This is a genomic window from Parvibaculum sp. MBR-TMA-1.3b-4.2, assembly GCF_053628815.1.
The window spans coordinates 2,393,583-2,418,599 of record NZ_JBRJHC010000001.1; the positions used below are offsets into that span (position 1 = coordinate 2,393,583).

26 protein-coding genes and 1 pseudogene are annotated in these 25,017 nt (G+C 63.4%); 19 read left to right on the plus strand and 8 right to left on the minus strand.

The genetic code is table 11. The annotated features are described in order from the left end of the window. Positions 1-3: 3 nt before the first annotated feature. Positions 4-606: pseudogene (locus ACSSVQ_RS11485) on the minus strand (histone H1-like repetitive region-containing protein); the annotation flags it as partial. Positions 607-841: 235 nt separating this feature from the next. On the opposite strand from ACSSVQ_RS11485, the gene ACSSVQ_RS11490 reads away from it, so the two are divergent. The 6 genes from ACSSVQ_RS11490 to ACSSVQ_RS11515 all read left to right on the plus strand — a co-directional run bounded on the left by ACSSVQ_RS11490 (position 842) and on the right by ACSSVQ_RS11515 (position 4,597). Then, on the plus strand, positions 842-1,654 hold the full coding sequence (locus tag ACSSVQ_RS11490; RefSeq protein WP_293326672.1) for a crotonase/enoyl-CoA hydratase family protein: 813 nt from the start codon (positions 842-844) through the stop codon (positions 1,652-1,654). Positions 1,655-1,685: 31 nt separating this feature from the next. Continuing rightward, positions 1,686-2,306, plus strand: coding sequence for a heme ABC exporter ATP-binding protein CcmA (gene ccmA / locus ACSSVQ_RS11495; protein WP_454184689.1), 621 nt, complete (start codon positions 1,686-1,688; stop codon positions 2,304-2,306). Beyond that, positions 2,306-2,983 (plus strand): heme exporter protein CcmB, encoded by a 678-nt coding sequence (gene ccmB / locus ACSSVQ_RS11500; protein WP_454183199.1) that lies wholly within the window; start codon positions 2,306-2,308, stop codon positions 2,981-2,983. The genes ccmA and ccmB overlap by 1 nt, the downstream gene beginning before the upstream one ends. Before the next feature lie 93 nt (positions 2,984-3,076). Continuing rightward, the gene (locus ACSSVQ_RS11505; protein WP_454183201.1) at positions 3,077-3,823 is read left to right on the plus strand and encodes a heme ABC transporter permease; all 747 of its coding nucleotides are present in this window, start codon (positions 3,077-3,079) and stop codon (positions 3,821-3,823) included. A gap of 7 nt (positions 3,824-3,830) precedes the next feature. Then, positions 3,831-4,010, plus strand: coding sequence for a heme exporter protein CcmD (gene ccmD, locus ACSSVQ_RS11510; RefSeq protein ID WP_454183202.1), 180 nt, complete (start codon positions 3,831-3,833; stop codon positions 4,008-4,010). Next, positions 4,007-4,597, plus strand: coding sequence for a DsbE family thiol:disulfide interchange protein (locus ACSSVQ_RS11515; protein WP_454183204.1), 591 nt, complete (start codon positions 4,007-4,009; stop codon positions 4,595-4,597). Before ccmD ends, ACSSVQ_RS11515 begins: the two co-directional genes overlap by 4 nt. An 11-nt stretch (positions 4,598-4,608) precedes the next feature. Here the strand turns inward: ACSSVQ_RS11515 and ACSSVQ_RS11520 are convergent, their stop codons facing one another. Then, positions 4,609-5,208 carry a MarR family winged helix-turn-helix transcriptional regulator gene (locus ACSSVQ_RS11520; RefSeq protein ID WP_454183206.1) on the minus strand — a complete coding sequence of 200 codons (600 nt, stop codon included), beginning with the start codon at positions 5,206-5,208 and terminating at the stop codon, positions 4,609-4,611. Positions 5,209-5,684: 476 nt separating this feature from the next. On the opposite strand from ACSSVQ_RS11520, the gene ACSSVQ_RS11525 reads away from it, so the two are divergent. Both ACSSVQ_RS11525 and ACSSVQ_RS11530 read left to right on the plus strand, forming a co-directional pair. Beyond that, on the plus strand, positions 5,685-6,287 hold the full coding sequence (locus ACSSVQ_RS11525; protein ID WP_454183207.1) for an NUDIX domain-containing protein: 603 nt from the start codon (positions 5,685-5,687) through the stop codon (positions 6,285-6,287). A gap of 156 nt (positions 6,288-6,443) precedes the next feature. After that, positions 6,444-8,069, plus strand: coding sequence for an MFS transporter (locus tag ACSSVQ_RS11530; RefSeq protein WP_454184690.1), 1,626 nt, complete (start codon positions 6,444-6,446; stop codon positions 8,067-8,069). A gap of 3 nt (positions 8,070-8,072) precedes the next feature. On the opposite strand, the gene ACSSVQ_RS11535 is transcribed toward ACSSVQ_RS11530, so the two are convergent. The 5 genes from ACSSVQ_RS11535 to ACSSVQ_RS11555 all read right to left on the minus strand — a co-directional run bounded on the left by ACSSVQ_RS11535 (position 8,073) and on the right by ACSSVQ_RS11555 (position 12,230). Further along, the gene (locus ACSSVQ_RS11535; RefSeq protein ID WP_454183209.1) at positions 8,073-8,735 is read right to left on the minus strand and encodes a septation protein A; all 663 of its coding nucleotides are present in this window, start codon (positions 8,733-8,735) and stop codon (positions 8,073-8,075) included. A 65-nt stretch (positions 8,736-8,800) separates the two neighbouring features. After that, the gene (gene ftsY / locus ACSSVQ_RS11540) at positions 8,801-9,775 is read right to left on the minus strand and encodes a signal recognition particle-docking protein FtsY (RefSeq protein WP_454183211.1); all 975 of its coding nucleotides are present in this window, start codon (positions 9,773-9,775) and stop codon (positions 8,801-8,803) included. Beyond that, a complete protein-coding gene (gene mtaB / locus ACSSVQ_RS11545) occupies positions 9,772-11,043 on the minus strand; it encodes a tRNA (N(6)-L-threonylcarbamoyladenosine(37)-C(2))-methylthiotransferase MtaB (RefSeq protein WP_454183213.1) in 1,272 nt (423 codons plus the stop codon). The genes ftsY and mtaB overlap by 4 nt, the downstream gene beginning before the upstream one ends. Continuing rightward, entirely contained in the window at positions 11,040-11,915 is an 876-nt protein-coding gene (gene dapF / locus ACSSVQ_RS11550; RefSeq protein WP_454183214.1) for a diaminopimelate epimerase, read from the minus strand. The genes mtaB and dapF overlap by 4 nt, the downstream gene beginning before the upstream one ends. A 90-nt stretch (positions 11,916-12,005) precedes the next feature. Then, positions 12,006-12,230 (minus strand): alkylphosphonate utilization protein, encoded by a 225-nt coding sequence (locus tag ACSSVQ_RS11555; RefSeq protein ID WP_293326643.1) that lies wholly within the window; start codon positions 12,228-12,230, stop codon positions 12,006-12,008. A 270-nt stretch (positions 12,231-12,500) separates the two neighbouring features. On the opposite strand from ACSSVQ_RS11555, the gene ffh reads away from it, so the two are divergent. From ffh to amt, 10 genes are all read left to right on the plus strand, one after another. Further along, positions 12,501-14,063 carry a signal recognition particle protein gene (ffh, locus tag ACSSVQ_RS11560; RefSeq protein ID WP_454183216.1) on the plus strand — a complete coding sequence of 521 codons (1,563 nt, stop codon included), beginning with the start codon at positions 12,501-12,503 and terminating at the stop codon, positions 14,061-14,063. Between the two features lie 105 nt (positions 14,064-14,168). After that, positions 14,169-14,600, plus strand: coding sequence for a 30S ribosomal protein S16 (gene rpsP, locus ACSSVQ_RS11565; protein WP_454183218.1), 432 nt, complete (start codon positions 14,169-14,171; stop codon positions 14,598-14,600). Between the two features lie 36 nt (positions 14,601-14,636). Continuing rightward, positions 14,637-15,182 (plus strand): ribosome maturation factor RimM, encoded by a 546-nt coding sequence (gene rimM, locus ACSSVQ_RS11570; RefSeq protein ID WP_454183220.1) that lies wholly within the window; start codon positions 14,637-14,639, stop codon positions 15,180-15,182. Then, complete coding sequence (trmD, locus tag ACSSVQ_RS11575) at positions 15,175-15,927, plus strand: tRNA (guanosine(37)-N1)-methyltransferase TrmD (protein ID WP_454183222.1); 753 nt, start codon at positions 15,175-15,177, stop codon at positions 15,925-15,927. The genes rimM and trmD overlap by 8 nt, the downstream gene beginning before the upstream one ends. 69 nt (positions 15,928-15,996) lie before the next feature. Further along, positions 15,997-16,392 carry a 50S ribosomal protein L19 gene (gene rplS / locus ACSSVQ_RS11580; RefSeq protein WP_293326628.1) on the plus strand — a complete coding sequence of 132 codons (396 nt, stop codon included), beginning with the start codon at positions 15,997-15,999 and terminating at the stop codon, positions 16,390-16,392. Between the two features lie 177 nt (positions 16,393-16,569). After that, complete coding sequence (gene leuC, locus ACSSVQ_RS11585) at positions 16,570-17,988, plus strand: 3-isopropylmalate dehydratase large subunit (protein WP_454183224.1); 1,419 nt, start codon at positions 16,570-16,572, stop codon at positions 17,986-17,988. Positions 17,989-18,008: 20 nt separating this feature from the next. Next, on the plus strand, positions 18,009-18,614 hold the full coding sequence (leuD, locus tag ACSSVQ_RS11590; RefSeq protein WP_454183226.1) for a 3-isopropylmalate dehydratase small subunit: 606 nt from the start codon (positions 18,009-18,011) through the stop codon (positions 18,612-18,614). Between the two features lie 48 nt (positions 18,615-18,662). Then, on the plus strand, positions 18,663-19,769 hold the full coding sequence (gene leuB, locus ACSSVQ_RS11595; protein WP_454183228.1) for a 3-isopropylmalate dehydrogenase: 1,107 nt from the start codon (positions 18,663-18,665) through the stop codon (positions 19,767-19,769). A gap of 66 nt (positions 19,770-19,835) precedes the next feature. Then, positions 19,836-20,858 (plus strand): aspartate-semialdehyde dehydrogenase, encoded by a 1,023-nt coding sequence (locus ACSSVQ_RS11600; protein WP_454183230.1) that lies wholly within the window; start codon positions 19,836-19,838, stop codon positions 20,856-20,858. Between the two features lie 159 nt (positions 20,859-21,017). Further along, positions 21,018-23,171: an ammonium transporter gene (amt, locus tag ACSSVQ_RS11605; protein WP_454183232.1), complete on the plus strand. Its 2,154-nt coding sequence runs from the start codon at positions 21,018-21,020 to the stop codon at positions 23,169-23,171. A gap of 4 nt (positions 23,172-23,175) precedes the next feature. Here the strand turns inward: amt and pdxY are convergent, their stop codons facing one another. Next, positions 23,176-24,003: a pyridoxal kinase gene (gene pdxY / locus ACSSVQ_RS11610; RefSeq protein ID WP_454183234.1), complete on the minus strand. Its 828-nt coding sequence runs from the start codon at positions 24,001-24,003 to the stop codon at positions 23,176-23,178. A 116-nt stretch (positions 24,004-24,119) separates the two neighbouring features. Between pdxY and ACSSVQ_RS11615 the strand changes: the two genes are divergently transcribed. Further along, positions 24,120-25,016 (plus strand): HpcH/HpaI aldolase/citrate lyase family protein, encoded by an 897-nt coding sequence (locus tag ACSSVQ_RS11615; protein WP_454183236.1) that lies wholly within the window; start codon positions 24,120-24,122, stop codon positions 25,014-25,016. The last annotated feature ends 1 nt before the right edge of the window (position 25,017 follow it).

Genomic DNA, 25,017 nt, shown 5'->3' on the forward strand with positions numbered 1-25,017 from the left:
CGCGGCGGTCTTCTTGGGCGCCGCTTTCTTCGCTACAGGTTTTTTTGCGGCAGGCTTTTTCGCAGCCGCCGTCTTGCGAGCGGCAGGCTTGGCCGTCGCGGTCTTGCGGGTCGTGGCTGCCTTTTTCGGGGCGGCTTTCTTGGGAGCGGCCTTTTTGGGAGCTGCTTTCCGGGCGGCGGGCTTCTTTGCCGCCGTCTTCTTCGCAGGCGCCTTCCTTGCTACCGGCTTCTTGGCGGCGGTCGCTTTTTTCGCCGTGCTCGCCTTTTTGGTGGCCGCGGCTTTTTTCGGTGCGGCTTTCCGGGCGACCGGCTTCCTGGTCGCGGTTGCCTTCTTCGCGGCCGGCTTGGCCGTCGTCTTCTTCGCAGCAGGCTTTTTAGCGGCCGGTTTCTTCGCTGCCGGTTTCTGGGTGGCGGCTGCCTTCTTGGGAGCGGCCTTGCTGGCTACGGTCTTTTTTGCGGGGGTCTTTTTCGCAGGTGCCTTTTTCGCGGGCGCCTTCTTTGCCGTGGTCTTCTTCGCGGTGGCGGTTTTCGCCGCCGCTTTCTTTTTCGCTACGGGCTTCTTTGCGGGGGCCTTTTTACTGGCCTTCGCCACTGCCTTTTTCGCCATCAGTTCGATCCTCGATGCTGCTTGCCGGACCCGGGAATGCGATGCGATACGATGTGGCGCGATGCGTGTTACGCACGCTCTCCAACGCCGCTGTCGATACGCCGCCGATCTGTCGTTGCGGGCCGCTGTTCGTGACGCGGCGGACTATAATGACTTTCATCGGCTAATGCCATGCTTCGCGCGCGGTCTTGAGCCATGATAATGAGCATCACGGAACAGTTCAGGGGAGACGGCGATGAATGCGGTGAGAACGGAGAAAAACGGTGCCGTCACGACGATCGTGCTCAGCCGGCCGGATGTGAAAAATGCGGTGGATCGCGAAACCGCCGATGCACTGGCGCAGGCCTTTCTCGATTTCGAGCGCGACGAGGATGCGCTTGTCGGAGTGTTTCATGGCGAGAACGGAACTTTCTGCGCGGGCGCGGACCTGAAAGCGGTATCCCGGGGCGGTGAAGGCGGCGCCAACCGCATGACGTCGCCGGGGACCGGCCTGGAAGCGGACAGGCTTGCCGCGGACGGGCCGATGGGCCCTTCGCGCATGGTGCTTTCCAAGCCCGTGATCGCGGCGATTTCCGGTTATGCGGTGGCGGGCGGCATGGAACTCGCCTTGTGGTGCGACATGCGCGTCATGGAACGCGACGCCACGATGGGGGTATTCTGCCGACGCTGGGGTGTGCCGCTGATCGACGGGGGCACGGTACGTCTGCCAAGGCTCATCGGTCATTCGCGGGCGATGGATCTTATTCTCACCGGCCGTCCGGTCGATGCGGAGGAAGCACTGCAAATGGGTCTTGCGAACCGGATCGCGGAACCGGGCACGGCGCGGGAGACCGCGGAAGAGCTGGCGCAGCAGATTGCGCGTTTTCCGCAGGGCTGCCTCCGTCACGACAGGATGTCGGCCTATGAGCAATGGGACCTGCCTTACGATCAGGCCCTGGCAAACGAGTTCACACATGGCCGGAAGGTGCTTGCTTCCGGCGAAACGGTCGCAGGCGCCACGCGGTTTGCCGCCGGCAAGGGACGGGGCGGGAATTTTGACGATATTTGAAGATGCGATGGCGGCGCCCGCCGCGCGAGAGATGACATTGCGGGCGTCCGATCTTGCCTGCATCCGGGGCGGACGGCTTGTCTATCAGGGGCTCGGCTTCGAGGTGGCGAGCGGTGAGGCGCTTGTGCTGGTGGGCCCCAACGGGGCGGGAAAGTCGAGCCTGCTGCGCCAGATTGCCGGTCTCGTCGAGCTGGCCGAGGGGCATCTGACGCTCAATGGCGGCAAAGAGGACATATCGGTCGGCGAGCAGGCGCATTATCTCGGCCATCTGGACGCGCTGAAGCCTGCCTTTTCGGTGGAAGAGACGCTTCGCTTCTGGGGCTCGTTTCTGGACGGGGCAGGCGGCGCGCAGGATGTTCTGCCTGCGCTCGATGCCGTGCGGCTCGGCGATCTTGCCGATCTCTCGGTTGCCTATCTATCCGCCGGGCAGCGCAAGCGGCTGGCGCTGGCGCGGCTCCTTGTGGCGCCGCGTCCTCTCTGGCTGCTGGACGAGCCTAGCGTCGCGCTGGACAAGGCCTCGACCGCCATCCTGGCGGAGCTGATGGAGGCGCATCTGGCGCTGGGCGGGCTCATCGTGGCGGCGACGCATCTCGAACTGGGGCTCAAGCGCCAGCTTACGCTCGATCTTTCGCCGCGCCGGCAGGTGGCCTGATGGGACGCGCCATTGCAGCATTGATCGCGCGGGATTTGCGGCTGGCCGTGCGCGCAGGCGGCGGCGGCGGCATGGCCGTCTTCTTTTTCCTGATTACGGTGAGCGTCGTCGCGGTGGGCGTCGGGCCCAACCTGTCGCTGCTGGCGCAGATTGCGCCGGGTATTTTGTGGGTGGCCTTGCTGCTTTCCTCGCTGCTGACGCTGGAACGTTTGTTTCAGGCCGACCTCGAAGACGGAACGCTCGACCTTCTCGCCATGGGACCCTTGCCGCTGGAGGCGATCGCGGCCGCCAAGGCGTTCAGCCATTGGCTGACAACGGGGTTGCCGCTGCTGGTCGCTGCGCCGCTTCTGGGCCTGCTGCTCAACCTGCCGGTGAATGTGTTTCCCCCGCTCATCCTGTCCATGGCCATCGGGACGCCCGCATTGAGCTTTCTGGGCGCTATCGGAGCCGCGCTGACGGTCGGGGTGCGCCGGGGCGGCCTGCTCGCCTCGCTGCTCGTGGTGCCGTTCTATGTCCCGGTGCTGATTTTCGGCGTCGGGGCGGCGGATGAGGCGATTTCGGGCGCGCCGCCCGGCGTTATGATGCAGGCACTCAGCTTTCTCGGGGCCGTGACGCTGGCAAGCCTCGTCATCGGTCCTGTGGCCGCGGCGGCGGGGCTCAGAGCCGCGCTGAAATAGGGAGGGCGTTGGAATGAGGCGCGACCTTATGTCGGGATCACAAATCGCCCCGCTCTCTTGCCGTTTCACGCCCTGCCGGGCTACATCACAGGCATGACCATGCTCACCGCCTCGCAGCGGCTCCAGGCCTTTGCCAATCCCACGCGCTTCATGGCGCTGTCGGGCCGTCTTGTCGCGCCGCTCGGCGCGCTCACGGCTGTGGTCATGGCGGTGGGGCTCTATTTTGCGCTGTTCGCTTCTCCGCCCGACTATCAGCAGGGAGAGACGGTGCGGATCATGTATATCCATGTGCCGTCGGCCTGGCTGTCGCTCTTCGTCTATTCGGTGATGGCGGTGGCAAGCGGCGTGGCGCTGGTGTTCCGCCATCCGATCGCCGATGTCTGCGCCAAGGCGGCAGCGCCCATCGGGGCGGCCTTCACCTTTCTGGCGCTGGTCACGGGCTCGCTCTGGGGCGAACCGATGTGGGGCACCTGGTGGGTCTGGGATGCAAGGCTGACCTCGGTGCTGATCCTGTTCTTCATCTATCTGGGCTATATGGCGCTGCGCGCCACCATCGACGATCCGCATGCGGCGACGCGGCCGGCGGCGGTGCTGGCGCTGGTGGGCTTCGTCAATGTGCCGATCATTCATTATTCGGTGAACTGGTGGAACACGCTGCATCAGCCGGCCAGCGTGTTCCGGATGGACGGGCCGACCGTTGCGTCGTCCATGCTCGTTCCGCTGATGACGCTGGCCATCGGTTTCACGTTGTTCTTCTTCGTGATGCTGCTGGTGCGGATGCGGGCGGAAGTGCTCAGGCGGCGCGTGCGGGCGATGAGCCTGCGCCGGGCCGAAGGGTAGGGCGGACATGAACGAATTTTTCTATATGGGCGGATATGCCGCCTTCGTCTGGCCGAGCTACGGGCTGGCCGCGCTCGTCTTTATCGGCGTGATCTGGCAGAGCGTCGCCGATCTCAGGGCGCAGAAACGTCTTGTGGACAGGCTGGAAACGCGACGCCGGGATCGCAAGCCGGAGGGCGGCGCGTGACCGACGAGCCTTCCACGGGCGGAAGACGGCGGCTGCTGGCGCTGATCCCGGCTGCTGTTTTCTTCGTTCTGGCCGGTTTCTTCCTTGTGGCGTTGTTCAACGGGGATCCGTCCCGTGTGCCCTCGGCGCTGATCGGGCGCGAGGTGCCGGTGTTCGACCTGCCGCCGGTCGAAGGGCTTCCGCACCCGGGACTGGCCGATGGAAATTTGCGCGGGGGCAAGGCGAGCATCGTCAATGTCTGGGCGAGTTGGTGCGTGCCGTGCCGCGAGGAAATGCCGATGCTGGTCGAGTTCCGGCAAAAGCACCCCGAGGTGCCGCTTTACGGGATCGACTACAAGGACGATCCGCGGGCTGCGCGGCGTTTCCTTTCCGAACTGGGTGACCCGTTCGACCGGATCGGCGCCGACGCCAGGGGGCAGGCCTCCATCGACTGGGGCGTTTATGGCGTCCCGGAAACCTATGTGGTCGATGGCGAGGGGCGGATTGCCGTGAAACATGTCGGCCCGCTCACACCGGAAAGTATCGAGAACGATATCCTTCCGGCGCTGCGGGCCGCGAACCCGGCGACTTCAGCCGCCGGGCAGTAGAGGCAGACGGCTTACTTCTTCTTGCGGGGCGTCGTCTTCTTCGCTGCCGGCTTGCGGGCCGGGGCCTTCCGGGCGGCAGGCTTTTTCGCAGCCGGTTTCTTGCGGGCCGGGGCGCGCTTGGCCGGCGCCTTTTTGGCGGGCGTGGCGGCTTCCTCTGCCTTCATGCCTTCCACGGCTTCGTTCAGGTGGCTGAGCGCCTTCATCAGATCCGACTGGACGGTCTTGGGCATGATGTCGAGAAGCGCCTTCTCGGCGGCCAGGGCGCGCGGCATGGCGCTTTTGAGCGAGCGGCGGCCGGCGGCGGTCAGGCGAACGGAATTGGCGCGGGCGTCTTCGGCGGTGCGCTTGCGGGCAAGCAGGCCGTTCTTGATCATGCGGCTGATCATGTCGGCCAGCGTCGAGCGGTCGATGCCTGTGCGGTTCACCAGATCGGTCTGGCTCAGGCCTTCTTCCTCGTTGACGGCGAACAGCACGATGAACTGGCGCGGCGTGAGCGAGCTGTCGCCCATCTGCTGCACGAACTGGTCATAAGCGAACTGCTGCGCCCGGCGCAGCAAATGACTCAGCGAGCTTTCAAGGTCGAAACTTCCGGCAGTCTTCCTCGGGGCCATGCGATTTTTCCTTCAGATGTTTGTCGCCGGAGTGATCCGCGGGAAACGGGCCGCATACGGAAAGCCGACGGCTGGCTTAAGCCATGTTGTGCTTTTGGACGCGTTGCCTCGCCGGATAAACCGAATGCAGACGGCAACGCTGCCCGGCGCGCGATGACCGGCCATGAAAGCACCGCATATATGTATGCCTGCGTGCCGGGATATGGCCTGAACGTCTGCGCCGATCTATCATCATATGCACCTGAGGACCCCTGCCGCGCAAGAGGCAAGGGCGAAAGAATCGTGCTTATGTGTCGCGTATATCTGTAGCCGGAGCAATAAAGCACCGCTCCGGCCAACTATCGCAGCGGAAGTTGTGTAACTCCGTGGGCAGACAGACCATTTTGGGTGCGCGGTAACGATTAGCGGCAATGACGAAAAGTGACATGGCGATGACGAGCGGCAACCAAAACGATAAAGAACATGAACAAACTGCAATGCGCGAAAAAGTGACGCATCGCGTGCCCAAGCCCCAGGAGCCGGGACGGGAAGAGAGCGTCGCCTTTTCCCGCCGCGTGCCGGATGGGGACAATCTCGCGCGCGATGTGTGCGATGCATGCGGTTTCATCGACTACGTGAATCCGCGGATCGTGGTCGGATCGGTGGTCGAACATGAAGGGCAGTTTTTGATGTGCCGCCGTTCCATCGAGCCGCGCCGGGGCTTCTGGACATTGCCGGCTGGCTTTATGGAGCAGGGCGAGACGACCGAAGACGGCGCGAAGCGCGAGGCGCGCGAAGAGGCGAATGCTGAAATCGTCATTCGCGACCTGCTGGCGGTCTACAACATTCCGCGCATTTCGCAGGTGCAGCTCATGTATCGCGCAACGCTGGCGAGGCCCGAATTTTCCGCCGGCGAGGAAAGCCTCGAAGTCGCGCTCTTCGCCTGGGACGATATTCCGTGGCAAGAGCTTGCTTTCCCAAGTGTCTATTGGGCGCTCACGCAATATCGTAGCGTTAAGGACAAATCGGCTATTGCACCCTTCGGCAATCCGGAAGGCGAGAACGGAAATTTCTTCCCCGCCGCCCCCTCCGCGGGCTGAGGGGTTCGTGTTTTCGTCGCTTGGCGATCCTGCCTCGTTTGGGCATGATCTTCGGTGGAGGAGGCCCGTTTCGCGCAGAAGGCGACGGGCCGTTACATCGGGGGAGGAAACGACGTGGCCGAATTGTCGGGCGGTGATCAGGCCTATAAGCACAAGATGACGCGTGAAGAACGGCGGGTGATTTTCGCCTCGTCGCTGGGCACGGTTTTCGAGTGGTACGATTTTTACCTCTACGGGTCGCTTGCCGCGATCATCAGTGTCCAGTTCTTTTCCGGCGTGAATCCGACCGCGGGTTTCATCTTTGCCTTGCTCGCATTCGCCGCGGGCTTCGCGGTCCGGCCTTTCGGGGCGCTGGTGTTCGGCAGGCTGGGCGATCTGGTGGGCCGCAAATACACCTTCCTCGTCACCATTACGATCATGGGGCTGTCGACCTTCATTGTGGGGCTTCTGCCCAATTACGCGACCATCGGCATGGCGGCGCCAATCATCCTGATTGTGTTGCGTTTGGCGCAGGGACTTGCGCTGGGCGGGGAATATGGCGGCGCGGCGATCTATGTCGCGGAACATGCGCCGACGCATAAACGCGGCAATTACACCTCATGGATCCAGACGACGGCGACCATGGGGCTGTTCCTGTCGCTGCTGGTTATTCTGGGTGTGCGGCTCTCCATGGACGGCGCTGCATTCGAAAGCTGGGGGTGGCGTATTCCCTTCATTCTTTCGATCATCCTGCTCGGTATATCCGTCTGGATCCGCGTGCAGCTCAACGAGTCGCCGCTGTTCAAGAAGATGAAGGAGGAGGGCACGCTCTCCAAATCGCCGATCAAGGAGAGTTTCGGCAAATGGCCCAATCTGAAGATCGTGCTGATTGCGCTGCTGGGTCTCACGGCGGGGCAGGCGGTGGTCTGGTATACGGGCCAGTTCTATGCGCTCTTCTTCCTCACGCGGATTTTGAAGGTGGACGGGCAGACGGCCAATCTGCTGATTGCGGGCGCCCTGCTGCTGGCGACGCCCTTCTTCATCGTGTTCGGTTCGCTGTCGGACAGGATCGGCCGCAAGCCGGTCATTCTGGCGGGCTGCCTGATCGCAGCGCTGAGCTATTTCCCGATCTTTACCGCGTTGACCCATTTCGCCAATCCCGCACTTGAAGCGGCGCAGCGCGAAGCGCCCGTGGTGGTCATTGCAGATCCGGCGGAATGCTCATTTCAGTTCAATCCGGTCGGCACGGCGTCTTTCACCTCATCCTGCGATGTGGCGAAGTCGGCGCTGGCGAAAGACGGCATTCCCTACAGCAATGAAGTCGCGCCCGCCGGGACAATTGCGATTGTGAAAGTGGGGGATGCGGAGCTTGCGTCTTTCGACGCCACGCAGGATGGCGCGGCGGACAGGCGCGCGGCTTTTAACGCCACGCTGAAAACCGTGCTGCGCGATGCCGGCTATCCGAAGGCGGCCGACCCGGCGCGTATCAATTATACGATGGTGGTCGCGCTGCTCTTCATGCTCGTGCTGCTGGTGACGATGGTCTATGGCCCGATCGCGGCGGCGCTGGTGGAATTGTTCCCGACGCGGATCCGCTACACCTCCATGTCGCTGCCCTATCACATCGGCAATGGCTGGTTCGGCGGTTTCCTGCCGACGGTTTCCTTCGCCATCGTGGCGGCGACGGGCAATGTCTATTCGGGGCTGTGGTATCCGGTCATCATCGCCGCGATGACATTCGTGATCGGGCTGTTGTTCCTGCCCGAGACGAAAGACCGCGAACTGCATCCGGAAGAGGAGTGAGGCCTACTTCGCGGTCTGGATGGCTTCTGCTGTCTCGTCGTCGGGCTTTTCCGGTGCATGCTTTGTGAGCACGCCCAGCTGCGCCATGCCGAAGACGAGGGTGATGGGCGTCACGCCGAAGAGCTTGAAACTGACCCAGAAGTCGGTCGAGAAATTACGCCAGACGACTTCGTTCACGATGGCGAGAAAGACGAAGAAGAGCCCCCAGCGCACGGAGAGGATCATCCAGCCCGTATCGGTGAGGTCGAACGCGCCGTCGAAGAGCTTCTTCATCAGCGGTTTGCCCATCATCGCAGCGCCCAGCAGCGCGGTTGCGAACAGAAGGTTCACGATGGTGGGCTTCAACTTGATGAACTCGTCATTATGCAGCCAGAGCGTCAGCCCGCCGAAAACCATCACGAAGACGCCGGTGACGAGCGGCATGGTGGGGATATGGCGGAATTTCGCATAGGACACGCCGAGCGAGACGGCCGTCGCGATCATGAACGCGCCGGTGGCCCAGAAAATCGTCTGGTTCTCGGGCACGCCGAACAGATTGTCGGCCTGGGCGTTCATGATGAAGAACACGGCCAGCGGCCCCAGCTCGATGGCCATGCGGCCCCATTGAGAGCCGGTCATGCCCGCATGGGTGTCTTTGGATGTGGTCTTGGCCTTCGTCTCGGTCATTCCGGACTCCGCAGTCATGTATCGAGCCGCCCGTTACTTTCTACGAGACCAATCCGCCTATCGGATCAGTTCGCCCCGGCAATGGCTTTCGCATAGGCGTCCGCCGAGAAGGTCTGCAGGTCTTCCACGCTTTCGCCGACCCCGATCATATGGACCGGCATGCTGAATTTTTCGGCAATGGCAACCAGGATGCCGCCGCGCGCCGTGCCGTCCAGCTTGGTCATCACAAGGCCGGTGACGCCCGCCGTGCTGCCGAAAATTTCCACCTGGTTCACCGCGTTCTGACCTGTGGTGGCGTCGAGCACCAGCAGCGTCGCATGGGGTGCCTCGGGCTCGATCTTCTTGACGACGCGGATCACCTTTTCAAGCTCCGCCATCAAATCGGCCTTGTTCTGGAGGCGGCCCGCCGTGTCGATCAGCACGACATCGGCGCCTTCTTCCTTGGCGCGCGCAATCGCCTCATAGGCAAGGCCCGCCGCGTCGCCGCCGAGCTTGGTGGTGACGACGGGCGCGCCGATGCGCTCGCCCCATACTTTGAGCTGTTCCACGGCCGCCGCGCGGAAGGTGTCGCCCGCCGCCAGGATGACGGATTTTCCTTCCCCGATCAGCTTTGCGCCGATCTTGCCGATGGTGGTGGTCTTGCCCGCGCCGTTCACGCCGACCATGAGAAGCACATAGGGCTTTTTCGCGGCGTCGATCTCGAAGGGCTTTTCCACCGGTTTCAGGATGTCCGCGATCTCGCTGGCCAGCGCCTCGCGTATTTCTTCCGGGCTGACTTCCTTGTCGAAACGGTCCTTGCGGATCTGGGCGGTGATCTTCGAGGCCGCGTCGATGCCGAGATCTGCGGAGATGAGCAGGTCTTCCAGCTCTTCAAGCGTCTCGTCGTCGAGCTTGCGCTTGGTGAAGATGCCGGTGACGCCTTCGGAGATGTTTTTCGCGGAGCGGGAGAGCCCCTCCTTCATGCGGCGAAAGAGGCCCTTTTTCTTTTCTTCCGATCCGGTTTCGCTTCCGGCGTCGTCCTGGGTCTCGCTCTCGCTCATGCAGCCAATAATCCCTTGAAACGCTTGCCGTCATGCCCGGCGAGCTGCACCGGCAGGATGTCGCCTGCCTGCGCCTTGCCGCCTTCGAGCCTGACCGGCGTGAACTGGTGAGTGCGGCCCATCGTGCCGGTTTCCATCAGCACCGGGCAAGTGGCGCCGAGGCCCGATTCCAGATGAGCGCGCAGGCGCTCGGCGCCCTTCTGGCGAAGGCGGGCGGCGCGGGTCTTGATAAGGCCGCGCTCCACCTGCGGCATGCGCGCGGCGGGTGTGCCGGGGCGCGGCGAATAGGGAAAGACATGCAACCAGGTGAGGCCGCATTCATCGACATGCCGCAGCGAGTTCTCGAACATCTCGTCGGTCTCGGTCGGGAAGCCGGCGATGATGTCCGCGCCGAACACGATGTCGGGGCGCAGGCGGCGCGCTTCCTCGCAAAAGGCGATGGCGTCCTCGCGCGAATGGCGGCGCTTCATGCGCTTCAGGATCATGTTGTCGCCGGCCTGCAGCGACAGATGGAGATGCGGCATCAGCCGCTCTTCTTCCGCGATGAGGCGCATCAGTGCGTCGTCGGCCTCGATGCTGTCGATGGAGGAAAGCCGCAGACGCTCCAGTTCCGGCACCAGCTTCAGAATGCGGGTCGCGAGATTGCCGAGCGAGGGCCTGCCGGGCAGGTCCGATCCGTAAGAGGTGATGTCGACGCCCGTCAGCACGATTTCGCGGTAGCCGTTTTCGACGAGGTTCCGGACCTCGGAGACGACTTCGCCGGCGGGCACGGAGCGCGAATTGCCCCGGCCATAGGGAATGATGCAGAAGGTGCAGCGATGGTCGCAGCCGTTCTGCACCTGTACGAAGGCGCGGGCGCGGCCTTCCAGCCCCTGCACGAGGTGTCCGGCGGTTTCGCGCACCGACATGATGTCGTTGACGCGGATCTTTTCATTGGCGTGGAGCGCGCGGGCGGGTGTCCAGCTTGCCGCTTCCATCTTTTCGGCATTGCCGATGACGAGATCGACCTCGCCCATATCGCCGAAGCTTTCCGGGTCCACCTGCGCGGCGCAGCCGGTGACGATGATGCGGGCTTCCGGGTTTTCGCGGCGCGCCTTGCGGATCGCCTGCTTTGCCTGGCGCACCGCCTCGCCCGTGACGGCGCAGGTATTGAAGACGATGGCGCCTTCGAGCCCTGCTTCCGCCGCATGGCCGCGCATCACCTCGGACTCATAGGTGTTGAGGCGGCAGCCGAAGGTCACGATTTCGGTGGGCTTCTTTTCGCTCATGCGGCCCCTCCCGAAAGAAGCGCGGGGTCGAGTTCGCTTTCATAGTCGAGCGTCGCGGGGCCGGTCATATAGATGTGGTTGTCGGCCTCGCGCCATTCCAGCGTCAGGTCGCCGCCGGGCAGGCTTACCGTCATGGTCCGCTCCGTCTTGCGGCGGCGGATCGCGGCGACCGCGCTGGCACAGGCCGCCGTACCGCAGGCGCGGGTGAGCCCTGCGCCGCGCTCCCATGTGCGAATGCGGATATGGGTCGGCGAAAGCACCTGCGCGACGGAGATGTTTGCGCGCTCGGGAAAGAGCGGATGGTGTTCCAGCATCGGGCCGATGCGGCCGAGGTCTATCGCGTCCACGTCGTCGACGAAGAAGATCGCATGCGGGTTGCCGACATTCACCACCGCGGGCGAGTGCATGATCGGGTCGCCCAGCGGGCCGACTTCGAGCTCGATGGCGCGGGTGTCGCGAAATTCTTCGGAGAGCGGGATTTCGTCCCAGCCGAGGCGCGGCTCGCCCATATCGACGGTGATGGTTCCCTCGGGGCCGCGCGTTGCGACCGTGTCGCCGCTCGGGGTCTCGATGGTGACGGCGTCCTTGCCCGTCTCGTCGAGCAGGATCTGGCCGATGCAGCGGGCCGCGTTGCCGCAGGCTTCCACCGCGCCGCCGTCATTGTTGCGGATGCCCATAAAGGCGTCGCCGCCGCTACGCGCCGGTTCGATGGTGATGAACTGGTCGCAGCCCACGCCGTTTTCCCGGTCGGCGATGCGGCGCGCAAGCTCCTCCGTCAGCGCGAGCGGATGCGCGCGCAGATCCAGCACGACGAAGTCGTTGCCGAGGCCGTTCATCTTGCGGAACGGCATGGGAGGGGGTGTTGCGGTCATGGCTGCCATAATGCGCGGATATATGGCGCTTTTGGACCAAAATTGCCAGTGGATTGCAGGCTAGGCCGGCTTGCCCCCATCGCCGGGGCCTCAGGCCTTCTTCAGAAACTCGGTCTTGAGCACCAGTCCCTTGACCTGCTTGGTGCTGCAATCGACCTCGCCGGGATTGGCCGTCAGGCGGATGTTCTTCACCAGCGTGCCGCGCTTGAGGGTCTGGGAGGTGCCTTTGACCTTCAGATCCTTGATGAGGGTGACGGAATCCCCGTCATTGAGTTCCGTGCCGTTGCTGTCGCGCACGATGACGTCGTCGGTCAAAGCCGTGTTCCTTGCCGTTTGGTGGTTGAGGAGGCGTAAAATCGACCCTACCGCGACTAAGGGCAAGCGAATATCCGCGGCAGGCGATAGCCGGGCTCTGAAACTTGACTTAATCGCCTCCAAACCCTAGTTTCCGCCCACGTTTTTCGGGACATTGCCGTTTTCCCGACCGCCCCAGGCGTTTTGCCGGGGTCCCCCTCCGCCGACGATATTCGTTCGCGGAGGCGATTTTGCTTTGTGCCACCGGAACTTGAAGGCTGAAAGGGCCCCATGTTCGAAAACCTGTCAGGCCGTCTGGGCGACGTCTTTACCAAACTCAAGGGCCGCGGCTCGCTGAGCGAGAAGGATGTCGACGAGACGATGCGCGAGGTGCGCCGGGCTCTGTTGGAGGCCGATGTGGCGCTGCCGGTCGCCCGCTCCTTCATCGACAAGGTGAAGGCGCGCGCGGTGGGCGCGGACGTGCTGCGCTCCGTGACGCCCGGCCAGCAGGTCATCAAGATCGTCCATGACGAACTGGTGGAGATGCTGGGCGGCGAGGGGGCCGACAGCTCGATCTCGCTCGCAGCCGCCCCGCCGGTCTGCATCATGATGGTGGGCCTGCAGGGCTCGGGTAAGACGACCTCGACCGGCAAGATCGCCAAACGGCTGACCGAGCGCGACAAGCGCAAGGTGCTGATGGCCTCGCTCGATACGCGCCGCCCCGCCGCGCAGGAACAGCTGAAAGTGCTGGGCGAGCAGACGGGGGTGGCGACGCTGCCCATCGTCGAGGGTCAGCAGCCGGTCGCCATCGCCAAGCGCGCCATGGAGGCGGCCAGGCTCGGCGGCTATGACGTCGTCATGCTCGATACGGCGGGCCGTATCCATATCGATGAAGAGCTGATGGCCGAGGTTGCGCAGGTGCGCGACGCGACCCATCCGCATGAAACGCTGCTCGTCGCCGACAGCCTGACCGGTCAGGACGCGGTCAATGTGGCGGAGAACTTCAAGGACCGGATCGGCGTGACCGGCATCGTCCTCACTCGCGTCGACGGCGACGGGCGCGGCGGCGCGGCGCTTTCCATGCGCGCCGTCACGGGTGTGCCGATCAAGGTGTTGGGCACGGGCGAAAAGCTCGACGCCATCGAGGATTTCAAGGCCGACCGCGTGGCGGGCCGCATTCTCGGCATGGGCGACGTCGTGTCGCTGGTGGAAAAAGCCGCCGAGACGATCGACGCCGACAAGGCGAACAAGATCGCCGAGAAGATGCGGAAAGGTCAGTTCGACCTGGACGACATGGCCGAGCAGCTCAAGCAGATGGGCCGCATGGGCGGCATCAAGGGTGTGCTGGGCATGCTCCCCGGTCTGAGCTCCAAGCAGATGGCCGGCGCCAATATGGACGACAGCGTCTTCAAGCGTCAGGGCGCCATCATCTCCTCCATGACCAAGGCGGAGCGCCGCAATCCCAAGCTCCTCAATGCCAGCCGCAAGAAGCGTGTGGCGAAGGGCTCGGGCACGGATGTCTCGGAAATCAACAAGCTTTTGAAAATGCACCGCCAGATGGCCGATCTGATGAAGCAGATGGGCAAGCAGAAGGGCGGCGGCATGATGAGCAAGCTGTTCGGCGGTGGCGGCGGGATGCCCGAGCTTCCGCCGGAGGCCGCGCAGGATCCGGAAGCGATGAAAAAGCTGATGGATCAGGGTGGTGGCGCGCCCGGTGGCGGTTTGCCGGGGCTTCCCGGCGGCATGGGCGGCGGCATGCCCGGCGGTCTTCCCGGCCTTCCGGGCGGCGGTTTCGGCGCACCGGGCGGTGGGCGCAAGGCGACCAAGAGCCCCAAGAAAAAGCGGCGCAAATAGAATTTCGCGTTTCGGGCCCGCGCATATCGGGCCTTTCAGGATCAACAGGTTATCTGCCGCAGGGTCAATAAAGCGGCGGCAAGGTTCAACGAAGGAAGTAGACATATGGCACTCAAGATCAGGCTTTCCCGTGGCGGCACCAAGAAGCGCCCCATCTACCGTATCGTCGTGGCCGACACCCGGTTCCCGCGCGATGGCCGCTTCATCGAGAAGCTCGGCACCTATAATCCGATGCTCCCCAAGGACGGCGATCAGCGCGTCGTGCTCGACACCGAGCGCGCCAAGCACTGGCTCGACAATGGCGCTCTGCCGACGGATCGCGTCGCGCGCTTCCTGACGGATGCCGGCCTGTGGAACCGCAAGCCGAGCAACAATCCGGAGAAGGCCAAGCCGAAGGCGAAGGCGCAGGAACGCCTCGAAGCTGCCCGTATGGCGGCCGAGGAAGCGGCTGCCGCCGATGCGGCCCCGGCCGAAGAGGCTCCCGCCGAGGAAGCCCCTGCCGAAGAAGCCGCCGGCGAAGAGCAGGCCGAGGCCTGATCTCGTGCCATGTGAGCGCCGCGCGGAGATCGCCTTATGAGCACGGACAAGAGAGTCTGTCTCGGCGTCATCGCCGGCGCGCATGGCGTGCGCGGCCAGGTCCGGGTGAAGTTCTTCACCGAGGCGCCCGACGGCATCGCCGCCTATGGGCCGGTGGAGACGAAGGACGCCAGCCGCAGCTTCGGGATCGACTTCAAAGGCGTCGCCAAGGGCCTTGCCCTGTGCGCGCTTGAGGGCGTCACCGACCGCGACGAGGCCGAGGCGCTCAGGGGCACGGAGCTTTATGTGTCCCGGGAGCGCCTGCCCGAGCCGGATGAGGACGAGGAAGGCTGGTATTACGCCGACCTGGTCGGTCTGGCCGCCATCGGTGCCGACGGGACCCGTTACGGCAAGGTCGCGGCCGTCCAGAATTTCGGCGCGGGCGACCTGCTGGAAATCTCGCCGGAAGGCGGCGGCGCCACGGTGCTGATGCCCTTCACGGCGGAAAATGCGCCGGAAGTGGATATCGAAGGCGGGAAGATCGTGATCGACCCGCCGATCGGCACTTTTGGCGAAGAAGATGATGAGGCGGCGGATGAGTAAGGCCGGCGCCCCCGATCCGGAAAGAGTATGGGAAGCCGATGTGCTGACCCTCTTTCCGGCCATGTTTCCCGGCCCGCTCGGCATTTCGCTGGCGGGGCGGGCGCTGGAAGAGGGCACATGGCGGCTCAGGGCTGTGGACATTCGCGGGTTCGCGAGCGATAAACACCGCAGCGTTGACGATACGCCGGCAGGCGGCGGTCCGGGCATGGTGATGCGGGCCGACGTGGTGGCGGCGGCGGTGGATGCGGTGCATCGGCCGGATAGCGCCAAGCCCTTGATTTATTTGAGCCCTCGGGGTAAGCCGCTGACCCAGAAACGGGTCCGGGAGCTGGCCGCCGGGCCCGGTGTGACGCTTCTGTGCGGGCGTTTCGAAGGGGTGGACCAGCGCGTGATCGAGGCGCGGTCCATGGAAGAGGTAAGCCTCGGGGATTTCGTACTCTCCGGCGGCGAACCGGCGGCGATGGCACTGATCGATGCCTGTGTAAGGCTGCTGCCCGGCGTGATGGGCAGCGGGCTTTCGGGCGAGGACGAGAGTTTCGAGAGCGGGTTGCTTGAATACCCGCACTACACCCGGCCTGCGGTTTTCGAAGGACGGGAAATTCCGGCGGTTCTGACCTCCGGCGACCATGCAAAGGTTAACGCATGGCGCAGAGAGCGGGCCGAGGAGCTGACAAGAACGCGGCGTCCGGACCTTTGGGAAAAATTCCTCACGGAATCGCCCAAAGGTGGTCGCCATACGGATTAAAACGTGATAGTGAACCGCGCTTCCGGAGGCATTTTGCCCGGAAGGCCTTCACATTCGAGGTTGATCGTTATGAATATCATCCAGCAGCTCGAGCAGGAGCAGATGGCATCGCTGGCAGCGACCAAGGACGTCCCGGAATTCGCGCCGGGCGACACGCTGCAGGTCAATGTGAAGGTGGTGGAAGGCTCGCGCGAGCGCCTTCAGGCATTCGAGGGCGTGTGCATTGCACGTTCCGGCTCGGGCCTGCAGGAAAACTTCACCGTCCGCAAGATTTCCTATGGCGAAGGCGTGGAACGCGTCTTCCCGGTCTACAGCCCGCTTGTCGCCTCGATCAAGGTGCTGCGCCGCGGCCGCGTCCGTCGTGCGAAGCTCTATTACCTGCGTGGCCTGCGCGGCAAGGCGGCCCGAATTACCGAGAAACAGGACCATAAAGCCCGTCGCGAAGACAAGAACGGCGCCGCCTGATTTCGGCCGCTCTCACAGAGCAGAAAACCATCTTCGAAAAGCGGGCAGGGCGCCGGAGCGCCCGGGCCCGCTTTTTTCGTTCCGGGGTGCGTCCCATATCCAGCGCATTCCGACATGCCTTTGAAAATAACGGCGCGTAAGTAAACGGCGCCGGAGACGACAGAGAGGATTGGAGCCATGGCGCCCCGCACCATGTACGACAAGATCTGGGATGCCCATCTGGTGGAAGAGCAGAAGGATGGAACCTGCCTGCTCTATATCGACCGGCATCTGGTGCATGAAGTCACCAGCCCGCAGGCGTTCGAAGGCCTGCGTATGGCGCATCGCCAGGTGCACCGCCCCGAGCGCACGCTGGCGGTTGCCGATCACAATGTGCCGACCACCGATCGGGCGCATGGCATTTCCGATCCGGAATCGAAGCTCCAGGTCGAGACGCTGGAACACAATGCCAAGGATTTCGGCGTCGAATATCTGGAGATGTCCGATATCCGCCAGGGCATCGTGCATATCGTCGGGCCGGAGCAGGGCTTCACGCTGCCGGGCACGACCATCGTTTGCGGCGACAGCCACACCTCCACGCATGGCGCCTTCGGCGCGCTGGCGCATGGAATCGGCACGTCGGAGGTCGAGCATGTGCTCGCCACCCAGACGCTGATCCAGTCCAAGGCCAAGAACATGCGCATCAATGTGGTGGGCAAGGCGCCTGAGGGCTTTACGGCGAAGGACATCGTGCTCGCGATCATCGGCGAGATCGGCACGGCGGGCGGCACCGGCTATGTGATTGAGTTCGCCGGCGAGGCGATCCGCGACCTTTCAATGGAAGGCCGCATGACCGTCTGCAACATGACGATCGAAGGCGGCGCCCGCGCCGGCCTCATCGCGCCGGACGAGAAGACGTATGCCTATCTGGAAGGCCGCCCGCGCGCGCCCAAGGGCAAGGCGTGGGAGATGGCGGTCGAGTACTGGAAGACGCTGCCGAGCGACGAGGGCGCGGTCTTCGACAAGGAAATCACCATCGACATCGCCGATCTGCCGCCGCTCGTCACCTGGGGCACCTCGCCTCAGGACGTGGTGAAGATCACCGATGTCGTGCCGGATCCCAAGAGCCAGCCGGACGAGCACCGCGCGCGCGCCATGCAGCGTTCGCTGGACTATATGGGCCTCACGGCAGGTACGCCGATGACGGAAGTGAAGATCGACCGCGCCTTTATCGGCTCGTGCACCAATGGCCGCATCGAAGATCTGCGCGCCGCCGCCGTGATCGCGGAGAAGGCGGTGAAGCAGGGCCGCAAGGTCGCCTCCACCGTCAGCGCGATGGTGGTGCCGGGCTCGGGCCTCGTGAAGGAACAGGCGGAGAAGGAAGGTCTCGACAAGATCTTCATCGAAGCGGGTTTTGAGTGGCGCGAGCCGGGCTGCTCCATGTGCCTGGCGATGAATGCCGACAAGCTGGAGCCGGGCGAGCGTTGCGCCTCCACCTCCAACCGCAACTTCGAAGGCCGTCAGGGCCGCGGCGGGCGCACGCATCTCGTCTCGCCCGCCATGGCGGCGGCGGCGGCGATCGCCGGCCACTTCGTCGATGTGCGCGATTTCGACTGATTGAACGGGAACAGCAGAAGATGGAAAAATTCACCAAACTGGAAGGCGTCGCGGCGCCCTTGGACATGATCAATGTCGATACCGACATGATTATCCCCAAGCAGTTCCTGAAGACGATCAAGCGCACCGGGCTCGGCAAGAACCTGTTCGACGAAATGCGCTATGACGATGACAAGAAGGAAATCCCGGACTTCGTGCTGAACAAGCCGGCCTACCGGAATGCGCAGATCCTTGTGACCGGCGACAATTTCGGCTGCGGCTCGTCGCGCGAACATGCGCCCTGGGCGCTTCTGGATTTCGGTATTCGCTGCATCATCGCGCCGAGCTTTGCCGACATCTTCTATAACAACTGCTTCAAGAACGGCATTCTGCCGATCGTGTTGCCGCAGGAAGAAGTCGACAAGCTGATGGACGATGCCGAGCGCGGGTCCAACGCGGTCGTCACCATCGATCTCGAAGCGCAGGAAATTCGCGGGCCGGATGGCGGCGTCATCAAGTTCGACGTCGATCCCTTCCGCAAGCACTGCCTGATGGAAGGTCTCGACGATGTCGGCCTGACGCTTCAGAAGGAAGGCGAGATCGCCGATTACGAGACGAAGCAGAAAGAAATCCAGCCCTGGGTCTGATCCTGCCGAGCATCGTCCGCACCACGACAAGAAAACGAAAGACCGAGTATGAGCAAGAAGATCCTGATCGTCGCCGGTGACGGTATCGGCCCGGAAGTGATGGGCGAAGTCGAGCGCGTCATCGCCTGGTACAACGACAAGCGCGGTTTCGGTGCCGACATCGAGAACGAGCTTGTCGGCGGCTGCTGCTATGACGCGCATGGCGTGGCGGTGACGGACGAGACGGTCGAAAAGGCGAAAGCGGCGGATGCCGTTCTGCTCGGCGCGGTGGGCGGACCCAAATGGGATAACGTCCCCTATGAGGGGCGCCCCGAGGCGGGTCTGCTGCGTCTACGCAAGGATCTCGAACTTTTCGCCAATCTGCGTCCGGCGCTCTGCTTTTCCGCGCTTGCCGATGCCTCGTCGCTGAAGCGCGAGATCGTCGAAGGTCTCGACATCATGATCGTGCGCGAGCTGACCGGCGGCGTCTATTTCGGCGAGCCGAAGGAAATCACCGATCTCGGCAATGGCGAGCGGCGCGGCGTCGATACGCAGGTCTATACGACGGGCGAAATCCGCCGCATCGCGGAAGTCGCGTTCGATCTTGCCCGCAAGCGCGACAATCGCGTCATGTCGGTCGAGAAGCGCAATGTCATGAAGTCGGGCGTGCTCTGGTATGAAGAAGTCGCGAAGCTCCACAAGGAGAAGTTCTCCGATGTGACGCTCGAAAACATGCTGGCCGACAATTGCGCCATGCAGCTCGTGCGTAACCCGAAGCAGTTCGACGTCATCGTGACCGACAATCTTTTCGGCGACGTGCTGTCCGATATCGCGTCCATGCTCACCGGCTCGCTCGGCATGCTGCCGTCCGCCTCGCTCGGTGCGAAGGATGCGAACGGCAAGGCCTGCGCGATGTACGAACCCGTGCATGGCTCCGCGCCGGATATTGCGGGCACGGGGGCTGCGAACCCGATTGCGTCCATCCTCTCCTTCGCGATGGCGCTGCGCTACACCTTCGAGCTTGGCGCGGATGCCGACCTGCTGGAGAAAGCCGTGGATACCGTGCTGGCCGACGGCTTGCGCACCGGCGACATCATGCAGGACGGCATGAAAAAAGTCGGCACGACCGAGATGGGCGACGCGATCCTCGCGGCGCTCGACAAGCTGAACGGATAATCCAAAAGACAGCCCGACCCGCCGGAAAATCGCCCGGGACGGGCGGTTCTCAGGAAGGAGCCAGATATGGGCTACAAGGTCGCCGTCCTCGGTGCCACGGGTAATGTGGGCCAGGAGATGCTCAACATCCTTGCGGAGCGCGAGTTCCCCGCCGACGAGGTGGTGGCGCTTGCCTCGCGCCGCAGCCAGGGGACGGAAGTCTCTTATGGCGAGCGCACGCTCAAGGTGAAGGCGCTCGATACCTATGATTTCGCGGGCACCGATATCTGCCTGATGGCGACGTCCGGCGAGATGTCGGCGGAATGGGCGCCCAAGATCGCAGCCAAGGGCTGCGTCGTCATCGACAATTCGTCGAAGTGGCGGATGGACCCGGATGTGCCGCTCGTGGTGCCGGAAGTGAATGCCGACGCGATTGCCGGTTACACCAAGAAGAACATCATCGCGAACCCGAATTGTTCCACGGCGCAGATGGTGGTGGCGATGAAGCCGCTGCACGATGCGGCGAAGATCACGCGCTGCGTGGTGTCGACCTATCAGTCGGTTTCCGGCGCGGGCAAGGAGGCGATGGATGAGCTCTTCACCCAGACGCGCTCCATCTTCGTGAACGATCCGAAGGAATCGGAGTTCTTCACCAAGCAGATCGCCTTCAACGTCATTCCTCATATCGACGTCTTCATGGAAGACGGCTCGACCAAGGAGGAATGGAAGATGATGGTCGAAACCAAGAAGATCCTCGATGCGAAGATCAAGGTGACGGCGACCTGCGTGCGCGTGCCGGTTTTCGTGGGGCATGCCGAAGCGCTCAATCTCGAATTCGAGCGGGAGATTTCCGACGATGAGGCGCGCGACATCCTGCGCGAGGCGCCGGGTTGTCTCGTCGTCGACAAGCGCGAGGATGGCGGTTACGTCACGCCGGTCGAATGCGTGGGCGAGTATGCGACCTATATCAGCCGGCTGCGCTCCGACCCCACCGTCGATAACGGTCTCAACCTGTGGGTCGTCTCCGACAATCTGCGCAAGGGCGCGGCGCTCAACGCCGTGCAGATCGCAGAAATTCTCGGGGCGCGCTATCTGAAGAAGGCGGGCTGACACCCCCGCCTTCCGGGTCGCGCAGGCATCGTCTGCACACAAACTGTGCAAATTGCTTTATAAACAGCAGTTTACGGGTGAATTCGGCAGTTTTCGATAAGCGGAAACTTAACGCTTCTCTGCGATGCTCTCTCTGTTGGGACAGTCGGGGGCGTCGAGGTGGAAAGCTTATCTCAGTCGATAGACACGACATGGGTGCTGGTGTGCACCGTGCTCGTGCTGCTGATGCAGGCGGGCTTTACCTGTCTTGAATCCGGTCTCGTCCGGGCCAAGAACTCGATCAATGTGGCGGTCAAGAACGTCGTCGATTTCTGCGTGTCGGGTCTCGGCTTCTGGGCGATCGGCTTCGGGCTGATGTTCGGGGCAAGCCAGAGTGGGCTCATCGGCGCGAGCGAATTCGCGATGGTGGGGCAGGCCGGCAGCAGCGATGTGCTGCCCTGGACCATGGTGTTCTTCTTTTTCCAGCTTGCCTTCTGTTCCACCTCCACCACCATCGTGTCCGGCGCGGTGGCTGAGCGGATGAACTTCCGCGGCTACATCATCACGGCGGCCATTCTGTCCACGCTGATCTACCCGGTCTTCGGTCATTGGGCGTGGGGCGGGCTGTTGTTCGGCGAAAGCGCGGGCTGGCTGGAAAAGCTCGGCTTCATCGATTTTGCCGGTTCGACGGTCGTTCACTCCGTGGGCGGCTGGATCGCGCTTGCCGCGATCGTCGTGATGGGGCCGCGCATCGGGCGCTTCGGCAAGGACGGGCGGCCTATCGAGGCACATGACATGCCGATTGCGACGCTGGGCATGTTCCTGCTCTGGATCGGCTGGTTCGGCTTCAATGGCGGCTCGACACTAGCGCTCAATGCGAGCGTTCCCTTCATTCTCGTGCATACGATGCTGGCCGCCGCCGCGGGCGGTTTTGCCGTGGTGATGGTGACGTGGTGGCGCAACGGGCTTCCCCCCGTCGACCAGACGATCAACGGCGTGCTGGCGGGGCTTGTCGCCATCACCGCCAATTGTCATCTGGTGAACACGCCGTCGGCCATTCTGATCGGCGCGATTGGCGGCATTGTTTCCTATATCGCGTCGGGGGTTCTCGAAGCGCACAAGATCGACGATGCGGTGGATGCGGTGCCGGTGCATCTGGCGGCGGGCGTCTGGGGCACGCTGGCCGTGGCGATTTTCGGCGATCAGGCGCAGTTCCTCGACGGTCACACGCGGCTGGAGCAGTTCGGCGTTCAGCTTCTGGGCGTCTCGGTCGCCGGCGTCTTCGCCTTCGGGGCGGGCTTTGTCGTGCTGAAGATCGTCAATCGCTTCCTGCCGCTCCGCGTCAGCGAGGAAGCGGAGCGGATGGGCCTCAACGTGGCCGAGCACGGCGCCTCTTCCTCGCTGCTCGACGTGCTGGGTGCGATGGAGGCGCAGGCCAAGCGCAGCGACTTCTCGCGGCCGGTGCATGTGGAGCCCTTTACCGAGGCCGGCGAGATTGCCGTGCGTTACAATCAGGTGCTCGAGAAGTTCAACCACGAAGTGATGGAGCGCGAGCGCACGGCGGGTGAGCTGCGCGATGCGCGTGACGCGGCGGAGCTTGCCAATTCCACCAAAAGCCAGTTCCTCGCCAATATGAGCCACGAGCTGCGTACGCCGCTCAATGCGATCATCGGATTTTCCGAGCTTATGAATGGCGAGCTTTTCGGGCCGATGGGCAATGAGCGCTACAAGGAATATGTGGACGACATCCACAAATCCTCAAACCATCTGCTTTCGCTCATCAACGATATTCTCGACCTGTCGAAGGTGGAGGCCGACCGGTACGAGCTCTATGAGGAAGAACTCGAGGTCGACCGGATCGTCGAAAGCTGCAGCCGGATGATCCATCATCGCGCGTCGGATGCGGGCGTTTCGCTCCATGTGGAAGTGGAGGAGGGCCTGCCGATGCTTTTCGCCGACAAGCGGGCCATGCGCCAGATCATTCTCAATCTCGTTTCCAATGCGGTGAAGTTCACGCCGCGTGGCGGCAGGGTGGAACTTGCCGCCTTCCTCGAGCCGGACCGGCGTCTCGCCTTCCGGGTCAGCGATACGGGCGTGGGCATTGCGAAGGAAGATATTCCGCTGGCGCTCGAACCCTTCCGCCAGATCAATCTGGACAGCACGGTTTATGCCGCGGAGGGCACGGGGCTCGGCTTGCCGCTCACCCGCGCGCTGGCCCGCCTGCATGGCGCTTCGCTCGTCATCGAATCGGAACCGAGACAGGGCACCACCATCACGGTCCGCATGCCCTATACGCGCACCGTCGAGGACAACACGATGCTGGCCACCGCCTGAGGCCTTACAGCACGGTCAGGGTCGCCTCTTCATCCGGGCGCTCGATGAATTGCTGGGCTTCCGCCAGCATCAGGTCGCTTCTTTCCCGCGCCACGCTTTCCCGCACGATGGAGGCGGTCGAGGCGGCGGCCTCCCGAGCGGCCTCTGCGAAATTCCCGTGACGGAGCAGTCGGCCTAGCACAAGGGCGCTGAAAAGGTCGCCCGTGCCTTTGGGCGCAGGCTCGAAGCGCGGTGTTTCGACGGCGTGGAAGCTCTCCTCCTCCTTGACGACAATGCCGATCCGCCCTGCCGGAGCGGGCGCGGAGGTCAGGCATATCCGGGCGGGGGCGGCGGCGCGCAGCATCTCCTCCGGCGTGGTCTTGTCCAAGGGGGTGTCGGTCAGAAGGGCGAGTTCGAAGAGATTGGGCGTTGCGATGTCGGCCCGGGCGATGAGCGCTTGCATGGCGTCCACCACGCCCGGGGCGGCATAGAGCCCGGATTCCTCATCGCCCAGCACGGGATCGCACAGAAAAAGCGCCTGCGGGTTGGCGCGTTTCAGCCGGTCATGCGCCTCGAGGATTGCCTCTTTCTGATCCGGCGCGGCGAGATAGCCCGACATCATGGCGTCGCAGCGGCCAAGCCAGCCCTTTTCGTCCAGCGAGCGGATCAGCGCTGAAATCGCCTCTGCGGGCAGAGGGCCGCCCGCCGGGGCCCCGTAGCCTGGATGATGGGAGAGCAGGGTGGTCGGCACCGGCCAGACCTCGTGTTCGAGCCTTTGCAGGGCGAAAACGCCCGCCGAATTGCCGACCGTGCCGTAAACGACCTGGCTCGATATGCTGAGAATGCGTGCCACGCGCTCCTCTCGATCCTTCGTTCCTTTGGCGGGTGAGACCAAATGCGGCTTCACACGTGCCGACAGTCTTTATAGTGTCGCCGCATTCTTCACGCGCTATCAAATGGAAGTTCCCCATGGCAGATTTTACAGCCCGTCCCCGCCGTTCCGTCCTCTATATGCCCGGCTCGAATGCCCGGGCGCTGGAGAAGGCGAAGGAAATTCCCGCCGATGCGCTGATCCTCGACCTGGAGGATGCCGTGGCGCCCGACGCCAAGGAAGAGGCGCGACAGCAGGTTTGCGCCGCCGTGAAGGCGGGCGGTTATGGCAAGCGCGAAATCGCCATTCGTGTGAATGCACTCGATACGGCCTGGGGCAAGGACGATATCGCCGCCGCCGTCGCGGCCGGGCCGGACGCCATTCTGGTGCCCAAGATCAACACGCCCGACGACGTGACGCTGGCCGAAAGCCAGATGGCGGCCGCCGGCGCGCCGGAGACCATGCAGCTCTGGTGCATGATCGAGACGCCGCTTGCCATGCTCAACATCAAGGAGATCGCGGCCAAGACCGAGACCTCGCTGCGCATGAATGTCTGGGTGATGGGCACGAACGACATCGCCAAGGAATTGCGCTGCCAGCATACGCCGGAACGTATGCCGATGATGACCTCGTTGGGGCTTGCGATGCTGGCCGCGCGCGCCTATGGCCTCGTCATTCTCGACGGCGTCTATAACGACATCAAGGATGAGGACGGCTTCTTTGCCATGTGCGAACAGGGCCGCGATCTCGGCATGGACGGCAAGACGCTGATCCACCCAAGCCAGGTCGGCCCCTGCAACAAGGTCTTCTCGCCGGATGAGGAAACGGTCGCGTTTTCCCGCAAGGTGATCGAGGCTTTCGACCAGCCGGAAAATCAGGGCAAGGGCGTTCTCAAGGTCGATGGCAAGATGGTTGAAATCCTGCACGCGGAAATCGCGCGCCGCGTCGTGAACGTGGCCGACCAGATCGCGGAACTGGAAAAGGCAAACGGGTGAG